We start from the raw sequence: 11,534 nt of genomic DNA, 5'->3' as shown, positions 1-11,534 counted from the left end.
AGCCTGCGGGCCAGCTGCAAGTCCTGGCACCCAATGCCCGGTAAACTTGATGATTGTGACTTCCCAAAACACCCCCTCGCCCAAGAACGCCCCGGAGCCCGTTGATGCCAGCGAGCAGATGCGGATCCGCATGGAAAAGCGCGCCAAACTTCTTGAGCGCGGCACGGAGGCGTACCCCGTGGGGGTGGAGCGGACGCATTCGCTCGCCGAGATCCGGGAAAAGTACGCCCACCTCGAAGCCGACGACACCACCGGCGACACCGTGGGCGTCACCGGCCGCGTTGTCTTCATCCGCAACACCGGCAAGCTCTGCTTCGCCACCCTGCAGGAAGGCGGCACCGACGGCAAAGCCACCCGCCTGCAGGCCATGCTGAGCCTGGCCAACGTGGGTGAGGAGGCGCTCGCCGACTGGAAGGCCCTGGTTGACCTCGGCGACCACGTGTTCATCAAGGGCGAAGTCATCTCCTCCCGCCGCGGCGAGCTGTCCATCATGGCGGACTCCTGGTCCATGGCCTCCAAGGCCCTGCGCCCGCTTCCGGTCCTGCACGCGGACCTGAACGAGGAAACCCGCGTCCGCCAGCGCTACGTGGACCTGATGGTCCGCGACGAAGCCCGCGAAATGGTCTACACCCGTGCCGCCATCACCCGCTCCATCCGCGAAACGCTGTTCCGGCACCGCTACGTGGAAGTGGAAACCCCCATCCTGAACCTGGTCCACGGCGGAGCCCTGGCCCGGCCGTTCGAAACCCACATGAACGCCTTCGACCAGAAGATGACCCTGCGCATCGCCACCGAGCTGTACCTCAAGCGCGCCGTCGTGGGCGGCATCGACCGCGTGTATGACATGGGCCGCGTGTTCCGCAACGAGGGCGTGGACTCCACCCACAGCCCCGAATTCACCACCCTTGAGTGCTACGAGGCCTGGGCGGACCAGTTCGTGATGGCAGAGCGGATCAAGGAGATCATCCTCGACGCCGCCGACGCCGTGGGTGCCGGACGCGTCCTTCAGACCGAGGCGGGGGAGATCAACCTCGACGGCGAGTGGGCCTGGCTGGCCGTCTACCCCGGACTTTCCGACGCCGTGGGGCAGGAGATCACGCCGGAGACGCCCGTTGAGGTGCTTCGGGAGATCGCGGAAAAGCACGACGTCAAGGCGGACCCCAAGTGGGACGCCGAAAAGCTGGCGGTGGAACTCTTCGGCGAAATCGTGGAGCCCACCCTGCTGAACCCCACCTTCGTCTACGACTACCCGCCCTCCGCCCAGCCGCTGGCCCGACCGCACCGCGAGGACGGCCGGCTGATCGAGGCCTGGGACCTGATCATCGGCGGCATGGAGCGCGGCACCGCCTTCTCCGAGCTGATCGACCCCGTCATCCAGCGCGAACGGCTCACCGAGCAGTCCCTGCACGCAGCCGCCGGTGACGTGGAGGCAATGCAGCTGGACGAAGACTTCCTGCGCGCCCTGGAATACGGCGCCCCTCCCATGGGCGGCATCGGCCTGGGCATCGACCGGCTGGTCATGCTCTTCACAGGCGCCGGCATCCGCGAAACCATCCTGTTCCCCCTGCTGAAGCCCGAAGGGCACTGATCATGGAATACGTAGCGGTTATCCTGCCCTCCCTGGTGGTGGGCCTGCTGTTCTGGTTCGCCATGAAGGCAATCTTCAACGCGGACAAGGCCGAGCGCCAGGCGGAGGCCCGTGCGCAGGCCGAGGCGGATTCCCTGCCGGTGCAGCCTACGGACCGCCCGGGCCCCGAATCCAAATAGATAAACCCCCTTCTTTCCGGTTTTATCCCCAAGGAACCAATAGGCGCTTTGACGCGTTGCCAAGATAAGAGTCATAATTTTTTTGGGAAACATCCTGCTTTTCTGAAAACCCAAGAGGAAGACCTTTAATGGCACAGAAAGTAAACATCATCCTCGTTGATGATCTGGATGGGGGATCCGCAGACGAGAATGTTAAGTTCGGCCTCGATGGGGTCAACTATGAGATTGACCTGTCGGCAGCCAATGCCGCTGAACTTCGGTCTTCACTGGAGAGGTTCATCAACGCTGCACGCAAGGCTTCCGGAGGCCGCACCGCCCAGCGGGCGAAGGCTCCGGCCGGTGGCCGCAGCCACGATTCGGCACAAATCCGGCAATGGGCCCGGGATAACGGCTACACCGTTAACAGCCGCGGCCGAATTCAGGCTGAAATCCAGGAAGCCTACCAAAAGGCAAATTCCTAGGTACGCGCGTGGCCTGACTAAAAAGCCCTGCTTCCCACCTTCGGGAGGCAGGGCTTTTTGGCTGGGTGCAGGTATTTAGCGGTACGGGCGTAATTACTCCCGCGCCGCAGCCGGGGATTCACCGCTGTGCGATTCACGGCGCAGCAGGCTGCCGGCAGCAAACTGCTCGGCGACATAGAACACGAAAGGCGGAATATCGCCTGTTTTCGCCAGTACCACTCCACACCCGGCACTGGCGAGGGCCAGCGCTGCCGCCTCCTTTTCCGGTGCGGCAAGGTTGCCAGGGTGCCGGACAGGGACCCGAGCGCGAGCACATGCAGCCACGCATAGGCGTGAAACGGCCACGCCGGGAAGCGGCGCGCCGCGAAACGCTCCAGGTCCGAGGCACGCATTGCAAGTTCGGACACAAATAACGGCGCCCCGGCGGCAAGTGCGACGGCGGCTGTGCCGGCGAGTGCCCTGCTCCTTCCGGGCGGGAGGGCCAGGGCCAGCCGGGCAAACGCCGCGGGCATGGCAGCCGTCCCCGCCGCCGCCACATGCTGTCCCGCAACCCACCAGCGCTGCCCCTTCCGGAGCATGTCCAGCCGCCGCGCAGCGTCGGGCTCCAGGTAGACCCCCGGCACCGGGCTGATGCCGGCCAGCCAAACCGCGCCGGCCGCGAGGGCAACCCCCGCCGGGCGCCTGACGCGTTCCAGGTCCACCTGCGACATGTTCCCGCCCTCCCCGCTGATTCACGCTGCCCATGTTGCTCCCGCTGGAGCGGCCAAGGCCGCCGTTAGGGCCAAGAATGGCCCATCACCCGGCGCGGGACAAGGGCTTCTTGGAGGGTTCCTTTGCCCGCTGCTGCCCGGCGGCCGAAGTCCGTGGAAGGGGGCGCGGCAATATTCCCGGAAGTCCCATGTTTCCCCTGTGGCGAACACGCTCCACAACTTCGGACCGGCCACGTAGCATCAAAGTACGTCGTAGCTAGGAGTGTGGCGAAATGTTTGAGCGATTTACGGACCGTGCCCGTCGCGTAGTTGTGCTTGCCCAAGAAGAGGCACGCATGCTGAACCACAATTACATCGGTACCGAACACATCCTCTTGGGTCTGATCCATGAGGGTGAGGGCGTTGCCGCCAAAGCTCTTGAGTCCTTGAGCATTTCGCTCGACGGCGTGCGCGAGCAGGTGCAGGAGATCATCGGGCAGGGCCAGCAGGCCCCCTCCGGCCACATCCCCTTCACCCCCCGCGCCAAGAAGGTGCTGGAGCTCTCGCTGCGCGAAGCCCTGCAGCTGGGCCACAACTACATCGGCACGGAGCACATCCTGCTTGGCCTGATCCGCGAGGGTGAAGGCGTCGCCGCCCAGGTGCTGGTCAAGCTCGGCGCCGACCTCAACCGGGTCCGCCAGCAGGTCATCCAGCTCCTCTCCGGCTACCAGGGCAAGGAAACCACCGGCGCAGGCGTCGGCGGCGGACAGCCCGAAGGCGCACCCGCCGGTTCCGTGGTCCTGGACCAGTTCGGCCGCAACCTGACCCAGGCTGCGCGCGAGAACAAGCTGGACCCCGTCATCGGCCGCGAGCAGGAAATGGAACGCGTCATGCAGGTCCTTTCCCGCCGCACCAAGAACAACCCGGTCCTCATCGGCGAGCCCGGCGTCGGCAAGACGGCCGTCGTCGAAGGCCTGGCCCAGGCGATTGTCCGCGGCGACGTTCCGGAGACCATCCGGGACAAGCAGCTGTACACCCTGGACCTCGGTTCCCTGGTGGCAGGTTCCCGTTACCGCGGTGACTTTGAAGAGCGCCTCAAGAAGGTCCTCAAGGAGATCCGCACGCGCGGCGACATCATCCTGTTCATCGATGAGATCCACACGCTGGTGGGTGCCGGTGCCGCCGAAGGCGCCATCGACGCAGCCTCGATCCTGAAGCCCATGCTGGCCCGCGGCGAGCTGCAGACCATCGGCGCCACCACTCTGGATGAGTACCGCAAGCACATCGAGAAGGATGCCGCCCTGGAGCGCCGCTTCCAGCCGATCCAGGTCAAGGAACCCTCCGTGGCGCACGCCATTGAGATCCTCAAGGGCCTGCGCGACCGCTACGAGGCGCACCACCGGGTCACCATCACCGACGGCGCCCTGGCCTCCGCTGCAAGCCTTGCCGAGCGCTACATCTCGGACCGCTTCCTGCCGGACAAGGCGATCGACCTGATCGACGAAGCCGGCGCCCGGCTGCGCATCCGCCGCATGACCGCTCCGCCGGAGCTCAAGGCCATGGACGAGCGCATCGCCAAGCTGAAGATGGAGAAGGAATCCGCCATCGACGCGCAGGACTTCGAAGGCGCCGCTTCGCTCCGCGACAAGGAACAGAAGATGATTTCCGAGCGCGCGGAGAAGGAACGCCACTGGAAGTCCGGCGGCATGGACGACATCTCCGAGGTGGATGAGGATCTCATCGCCGAGGTGCTGGCCAACTCCACCGGCATCCCCGTCTTCAAGCTGACCGAGGAAGAGTCCTCGCGGCTGCTCAAGATGGAAGACGAACTGCACAAGCGCGTGGTGGGCCAGGACGAGGCCATCAAGGCACTGTCCCAGGCCATCCGCCGTACCCGTGCAGGGCTCAAGGACCCCAAGCGCCCCGGTGGCTCGTTCATCTTCGCCGGCCCCACCGGCGTCGGCAAGACCGAGCTCGCAAAGGCACTCGCGGAGTTCCTGTTCGGTGAAGAGGACGCCCTCATCACCCTGGACATGTCCGAGTACTCCGAGAAGCACACCGTCTCGCGGCTCTTCGGTGCCCCTCCGGGCTACGTCGGCTACGAAGAGGGTGGCCAGCTGACCGAGAAGGTCCGCCGCCGTCCGTTCTCCGTGGTGCTGTTCGACGAAGTGGAAAAGGCCCACGCGGACCTCTTCAACTCGCTGCTGCAGATCCTGGAAGACGGCCGCCTCACCGACTCCCAGGGCCGCGTGGTGGACTTCAAGAACACCGTGATCATCATGACCACCAACCTGGGTACCCGGGACATCTCCAAGAGCGTTGCCACCGGCTTCCAGTCCGGCACCGACACGCAGACCGGCTACAACCGCATGCGTGCCCGTGTGACGGAGGAGCTCAAGCAGCACTTCCGTCCCGAGTTCCTGAACCGTGTTGACGACGTCGTGGTGTTCCCGCAGCTGACCCAGGACGAGATCATCGAGATCGTGGACCTGTTCGTCACCCGCCTGGAGAAGCGCCTCAAGGACAAGGACATGGGCATCGAGCTCACCAAGGCCGCAAAGGTGCTCCTCGCAACCCGCGGCTACGATCCCGCCATGGGTGCCCGGCCGCTGCGCCGCACCATCCAGCGCGAGATCGAGGACCAGCTCTCCGAGAAGATCCTCTTCGGCGAGATCCACCCCGGCGACATCGTCGTGGTGGATGTCGAAGGCGAAGGCGACGACGCGAAGTTCACCTTCGCCGGCAACGCTAAGCCGCGCATCCCGGAGATCGCCCCGAGCGTCTAGTCTCCACAGCCAAAGCCCCGCCACTCCGCAAGGAGCGGCGGGGCTTTTGCTTTGCCCTCTCCACCCCGTCACTGGTTGCCTCCGCTCCGGCACCGGCGCCATTTGCCGCTTGCTGCTCCTTCGTCGCTTTGACGCAAGCTACACAAATGACCCCGGTGCCCTCGCTCGGTGCCTCCAGGGGGTTTGCGATGCTGCGCACGAGGTGCCGGGCATCGGGGATTTATGTAGGCGCCGTCAAAGCGACGAAGGAGCAGGCGCCGGGAAATCTCTGATGGCCGGTGCCGGACCCAGCCGCGGAGAAGCACCCACGCGTAGCCGGGTGCCGTGTGTCGACTGTGATGGCGGACACAAAACGTGTTGAATCGGGGGCATGGCTAACTTGGAACCGGCGATCCCGGATGAGCAACCACTGACCCCTTTCCACGACCTCGACCACTACCTGTCCATCCCGCGGGTAAGCGGCCTGGCCCTGAGCCCGGACGGCTCGCGGCTGGTCACCACCGTCAGCACCCTGAACGGCAAAGGCACCGAGTTCGCCACTGCACTGTGGGAGCTGGACCCGGCCGGGCAGAAGCATGCGCGGCGAATTACACGCAGTGCCAAGGGCGAAGCCGGTGCCGCTTTCTCGGCCAACGGCGACGTCTACTTCACGTCCGCGCGTCCCGACCCGGACAGCCCCGACGAGGAACCGGTGAACGCCCTGTGGGTGCTTCCGGCGGACGGCGGGGAAGCCAGGGTGGCCCTCAGCCGGCCCGGCGGCATCAGCAAAGTGCTGACGGCCAGGGGCGCGGACGCGGCGTTCGTGACGGCCGAGGTCCTTGCAGGGTCCATGGACGAGGAAGACGACGCCGACCGGCGCAAGACGCGCAAGGACCGGAAAGTCTCTGCCATCCTGCACTCTGAATATCCGGTCCGCTACTGGGACGCGGACCTGGGGCCGGGCCAGCCGCGGATCTTTGCGGTGGAAGCGGGGGAGGACAAGGCGCCGGGCAAACCGGCAACGGTTGACGCCACCGCCCCGCTGGTCCTGCGTAACCTGACGCCGGACGCCGGGCCCCGGCTGCGGGAAGCGGAGACCGTGGTCAGCCCTGACGGCAAGACCATCTACAGCAGTTACACCAAACCACTGGCCAAGGCGGACAGCAGGTCCGTCCTGGTGGCGGTGGATGTGGCATCCGGCGGGCTCAAGGTGCTGTTGGACCAGGAGGGAATGAGCTACTTCCCGGGTCCGGTCAGCCCTGACGGCCGGACCCTGGTGGTGGTCAGCGAAAGCGACTCCACCCCGCAGCAGGCCCCCGACATCAAGATGCACCTCCTGGACGTCTCCGGCGGGGCCGCCGGGAACGCCGCGGGCCTGCAGCCCCTGGCCCACGACTGGGACCGTTGGCCCAAGCCTGCAGCGTGGCTCCCCGATGGCTCTGCCCTCCTGGTCACAGCGGACGACGACGGCGCGTCGCCGGTTTTCCGGGTCAGCATTCCGTCGGCTGCCGCTGAGGTTGGCGTCACCCGGGTGACGCAGGACGCCGCGGCATATTCCGACGTCGTCATTTCTCCAGAGGGGCGGAGCGCGTATGCCCTGCGCAGCTCCTACGAATTTCCGGCCGAAGCCGTCCGGATCGACCTGGCCACAGGGGAAACAACCCGCCTCCCGGCTCCTGCGGAACGTCCCAGCCTCCCGGGGCGGCTGGAACGCATCGCGGCCACCGCGGCCGATGGGTCCCGGGTGCCTGCCTACCTGGCCCTGCCGGAGGGCGCCTCCGCAAGTGAGCCGGCGCCGCTGCTCCTGTGGATCCACGGCGGTCCGCTGGGATCCTGGAACGCCTGGACGTGGCGCTGGAACCCGTGGCTTCTGGCTGCCCGGGGATATGCGGTGCTGCTGCCGGATCCCGCTTTGTCCACGGGATACGGGCAGTCGTACATCCAGCGGGGCTGGGGCTCATGGGGGAAGGCGCCCTTCACCGACCTGATGGCCGTGACCGATGCGGCGGTGGAACGGCCCGATGTCGATGAGTCCCGGACCGCGGCGATGGGCGGCTCCTTTGGCGGGTACATGGCCAACTGGGTTGCAGGCAACACGGACCGGTTCAAGGCAGTTGTCACCCATGCCAGCCTGTGGGCCCTGGACCAGTTCGGGCCCACCACGGACGCCTCCCAGTACTGGCTGAAGGAAATGACCGAGGAGATGGCACTCGAGAACTCGCCGCACCTGCATGCGGAGAACATCGGCACGCCCATGCTGGTGATCCATGGGGACAAGGACTACAGGGTGCCCATCGGCGAGGGCCTGCGGCTTTGGTACGAGCTGCTGTCCAAGTCCCGGCTCGCGGCGGACCAGGACGGGCAGACCCCGCACCGGTTCCTGTACTTCCCGGACGAAAACCACTGGGTCCTCCAGCCGCAGCACGCCAAGGTCTGGTACCAGGTGGTGGAGTGGTTCCTGGCACGGAACGTCCTGGGCAAGGACATCGAACTGCCGGCAGAACTCGGCCTCTAAGCTGTTGGATACTCCGGCTCGGAGGCTGGGGCATTTGCCGCTTGCTGCTCGTTCCTCCCCGCTGGCCCCCTGCCTCGCAAGCTCGGCCGGGGACCCTCACCAGCGTGGGCCCAGCTTTGATGCGAGCTACGCAAATGTCCCAGCCTCCTTCGCCTCGTAGGATAGCTCTGTGACCGACTCCTTCCACATCCGCCCAGCACGCACCAGCGACGTCCCTGCCATCAAGAAGCTGGTGGCGCCCCTGGCAGAGGAGCGCATCCTGATGGCAAAGGAGACGGTGGCGTACTACGAGAGCCTCCAGGAGTTCCGCATTGCCGAGTCCAGCGACGGCGAAATGATCGGCTGCGGCGCCCTGCACGTGATGTGGGAGGACCTTGCGGAAATCCGCACCCTCGCGGCTTCGGGCGAATGGCGCGGCAAAGGGGTGGGGCACGTCCTGGTGGAAAGCCTGCTGGAGGAGGCCCGTGCCCTTGGTGTCTCCCGGGTCTTCTGCCTCACCTTCGAAGTGGACTTCTTCAAGCGCCACGGCTTCGAAGTGATGGCGGACCAGTCGGCGGTGGACCCGGAAGTGTACTCCGAGCTGCTGCGCTCCCATGACGAAGGCGTGGCGGAGTTCCTGGACCTGGCCCGGGTCAAGCCCAACACCCTGGGCAACACCCGGATGATCCGCACCCTCTAACGCTGTTCCGCACCCTTCAAAGCCAACCGCGGGAGCACGGGGGACTGCCGTATTGGCTTTACTCGAATTGATGGATAAACTACTGCAGGCCGGTATGTGGGGGGCCTCAGGAAAGGGACAGTCATTGGGGGCTGTCCCTTTGCTGCGTCCCGGGCCGGCGGTTCCGGGAAGCGGGCGGCAAACCCGGGCAGGAAGAACCTACCGCCACCTGCGATGACGGTAGTAGGGTCGGAAAACACACCCTTCAGGAGCACAGCCAGGAGCAACGCCGTGAAGAAACTCATCAACGATCCAAAATCCGTTGTCCAGGAAGCTGTCCAGGGCTTCGGCATGGCGTACGCCGGACTGGTGACGGTCAGCGAAGACCCCATCTACATCACGCGCAAGGACGCGCCGGTGGCCGGCAAGGTGGGGCTGGTTTCCGGCGGCGGAAGCGGCCACGAGCCGCTGCATGCCGGCTACGTGGGGAAGGGAATGCTCGACGCCGCGGTGCCGGGGGCGGTGTTCACCTCACCCACGCCGGACCAGATCCTTCCCGCCACCCTGGCAGTCGACTCAGGTGCCGGCGTCGTGCACATCGTCAAGAACTACACCGGCGACGTCCTGAATTTTGAGACGGCGGCCGAACTGGCCGAGGCGGAGGGCGTGAGCGTCCGCACCGTCCTGGTCAATGACGACGTCGCCGTGGAGGACTCCCTGTACACGGCCGGCCGCCGCGGGGTGGGCGGCACAGTGCTGGTGGAGAAGATCGCAGGAGCCGCCGCCGAGCGCGGGGACGACCTGGACGCCGTCGCTGCCATCGGCGAACGGGTCAACGCCAATGTCAGGACCATGGGCGTGGCCCTGTCCGCGTGCACCGTGCCCCACGCGGGCACGCCCAGTTTCGACCTCGCAGAGGATGAGATCGAGATCGGCATTGGCATCCACGGCGAGCCGGGCAGGCACCGCATCCCCATGGAAAACGCGGACAGCATCACCAACCGCCTGCTGGAACCGGTCCTGGCTGATTTGAAGATCAGTTCGGGGGACAGGGTGCTGCTGTTCGTCAACGGCATGGGCGGCACACCGCTGAGCGAACTGTACATCGTGTACCGGCGGGCCGTGCAGGTGCTCGCCGAAGCAGGTGCCACGGTGGAACGGTCGCTGGTGGGCAACTACATCACGGCCCTGGAGATGCAGGGCTGCTCCGTTTCGGTCCTCCGGCTGGACGACGAGCTCACGGAACTGTGGGATGCACCCGTGCACACCGCCGCCCTTCGCTGGGGCGTGTGACCGTGGTCCTGGACGCCAACTGGGCCGTGAAATGGCTGACCCTGTGCGCGCAGGCCATGGCTGAACACCGCGTTGAACTGATCGAACTGGACCGTGCCATCGGGGACTCGGACCACGGCGAGAACATGGACCGCGGCTTCCAGGCCGTCCTGGCCAAGCTGGGCGAATCCACGCCGGAGACGCCCGGGGCGGCGTTGAAGATGACGGCCATGACCCTGATGTCCAAGGTGGGCGGAGCTGCCGGTCCCCTCTACGGCACCGCGTTCCTTCGCGCCGCCACCGCCTTCGGCGACGCGCCCGAGATTGATCCGGCAGGGCTGGCCTCTGCCCTGGAGGCTGCCCGGGACGGGATCGTGGCGCGCGGGAAGGCGGAGAGCGGCGACAAGACCATGGTGGATGCGTGGACGCCGGCAGTTGATGCGGCCCGGGCCGCGGCTGACGGCGACGGCACGGACGTCCTTGGCGTCCTGGTGGCAGCCGCGGAAGCCGCCGAGGCCGGGGCAGTGGCCACCGATCCCCTCATCGCAAGGAAAGGCCGGGCCAGCTACCTTGGCGAACGCAGCGCCGGCCACCGGGACCCCGGCGCTGTGTCCAGTGCGCTGATCCTGCGTGCGGCCGTTGGGGCGGCTGCGTGACCGTAAGCATCGTGGTGGTGTCCCACAGCGAAAAGATCGCCGACGGCGCCGTGGAGCTTGCCGCCCAGATGGCTCCTGACGTGGTGATCCTGCCCGCCGGCGGCACCGACGACGGCAGGATCGGCACCAGCCTGGAGAAGGTGCTGGCAGCCCTTGAACAGGCCGGCGATAAACAGCGCAATGCACAAGAGGCCGGCGCGGAACAGCCCGGAGTGCAGCCCGGCGGGAACGGCACGGTAATCCTGACGGACCTTGGATCGGCGGTGATGACGGCCGAAGCGGCGCTGGAGTTCCTGGAGGATGCCGCCGGCGTCCTGCTCGCCGACGCGCCGCTGGTGGAAGGGCTGGTGGCCGCTGCGGTTGCCGCCCAGGGCGGAGCAGATGTGCAGGCGGTCCGGGCGGCGGCTGAAGCGGCAGGCGGTCCGGCCCGCCGGCCCGAACCCGCACGGGCCGGGGGAGCGGGGCAGGGACCTGTCAGCAGCGCCGCACCGGATTTCACCGGCGACTTTGAACTTGTGAACCAGGCCGGGATGCACGCCCGGCCGGCCGCGAAAGTGGCAGGGGGCCTGGCCTCGCTGGATGCCGAGGTCACGATCAACGGGGTGGATGGCGCGTCCATGACGGGGTTGATGACCCTCGGCGCCGGCAAGGGCACCGTGCTGCACGTGGAAGCGTGGGGGACGGATGCGGAACGGGCAGTGGAGTACGTCGGCGGCCTGGTGCAGGCCGGCTTCGGCGAGCCCTAAGCCCG

General features: G+C 66.6%; 10 protein-coding genes. 9 read left to right on the top strand and 1 reads right to left on the bottom strand.

Annotation, left to right across the window (positions count from 1 at the left end; all coding sequences use genetic code 11):
- Positions 1-49 precede the first annotated feature (49 nt).
- The 3 genes from lysS to ASG79_RS03200 all read left to right on the top strand — a co-directional run bounded on the left by lysS (position 50) and on the right by ASG79_RS03200 (position 2,228).
- On the top strand, positions 50-1,588 hold the full coding sequence (gene lysS, locus ASG79_RS03205; protein WP_056388386.1) for a lysine--tRNA ligase: 1,539 nt from the start codon (positions 50-52) through the stop codon (positions 1,586-1,588).
- Between the two features lie 2 nt (positions 1,589-1,590).
- Complete coding sequence (locus tag ASG79_RS23795; protein ID WP_018770963.1) at positions 1,591-1,767, top strand: hypothetical protein; 177 nt, start codon at positions 1,591-1,593, stop codon at positions 1,765-1,767.
- A 128-nt stretch (positions 1,768-1,895) separates the two neighbouring features.
- Positions 1,896-2,228: a histone-like nucleoid-structuring protein Lsr2 gene (locus ASG79_RS03200; RefSeq protein WP_018770962.1), complete on the top strand. Its 333-nt coding sequence runs from the start codon at positions 1,896-1,898 to the stop codon at positions 2,226-2,228.
- A 17-nt stretch (positions 2,229-2,245) separates the two neighbouring features.
- On the opposite strand, the gene ASG79_RS03195 is transcribed toward ASG79_RS03200, so the two are convergent.
- A complete protein-coding gene (locus ASG79_RS03195) occupies positions 2,246-2,938 on the bottom strand; it encodes a hypothetical protein (RefSeq protein ID WP_235509716.1) in 693 nt (230 codons plus the stop codon).
- A 272-nt stretch (positions 2,939-3,210) separates the two neighbouring features.
- On the opposite strand from ASG79_RS03195, the gene ASG79_RS03190 reads away from it, so the two are divergent.
- The 6 genes from ASG79_RS03190 (at position 3,211) to ASG79_RS03165 (ending at position 11,529) form a co-directional block, all read left to right on the top strand.
- Complete coding sequence (locus ASG79_RS03190) at positions 3,211-5,703, top strand: ATP-dependent Clp protease ATP-binding subunit (RefSeq protein ID WP_026266017.1); 2,493 nt, start codon at positions 3,211-3,213, stop codon at positions 5,701-5,703.
- A gap of 370 nt (positions 5,704-6,073) precedes the next feature.
- Positions 6,074-8,197, top strand: a complete 2,124-nt coding sequence (locus ASG79_RS03185) for a prolyl oligopeptidase family serine peptidase (protein ID WP_056388384.1) — start codon at positions 6,074-6,076, stop codon at positions 8,195-8,197.
- A 169-nt stretch (positions 8,198-8,366) separates the two neighbouring features.
- Positions 8,367-8,876, top strand: coding sequence for an amino-acid N-acetyltransferase (locus ASG79_RS03180; protein WP_018770958.1), 510 nt, complete (start codon positions 8,367-8,369; stop codon positions 8,874-8,876).
- Between the two features lie 270 nt (positions 8,877-9,146).
- Complete coding sequence (gene dhaK, locus ASG79_RS03175) at positions 9,147-10,148, top strand: dihydroxyacetone kinase subunit DhaK (protein ID WP_056388382.1); 1,002 nt, start codon at positions 9,147-9,149, stop codon at positions 10,146-10,148.
- A 2-nt stretch (positions 10,149-10,150) separates the two neighbouring features.
- On the top strand, positions 10,151-10,783 hold the full coding sequence (gene dhaL, locus ASG79_RS03170) for a dihydroxyacetone kinase subunit DhaL (protein WP_026266016.1): 633 nt from the start codon (positions 10,151-10,153) through the stop codon (positions 10,781-10,783).
- Positions 10,780-11,529, top strand: a complete 750-nt coding sequence (locus ASG79_RS03165; RefSeq protein WP_056388380.1) for an HPr family phosphocarrier protein — start codon at positions 10,780-10,782, stop codon at positions 11,527-11,529. Before dhaL ends, ASG79_RS03165 begins: the two co-directional genes overlap by 4 nt.
- The last annotated feature ends 5 nt before the right edge of the window (positions 11,530-11,534 follow it).

Origin of the sequence: Arthrobacter sp. Soil761, from assembly GCF_001428325.1 — a bacterium.
Lineage (GTDB): Bacteria > Actinomycetota > Actinomycetes > Actinomycetales > Micrococcaceae > Arthrobacter.
The sequence above is the reverse complement of the archived record's forward strand: the minus strand, read 5'-3'. Positions and strand labels throughout refer to the sequence as shown.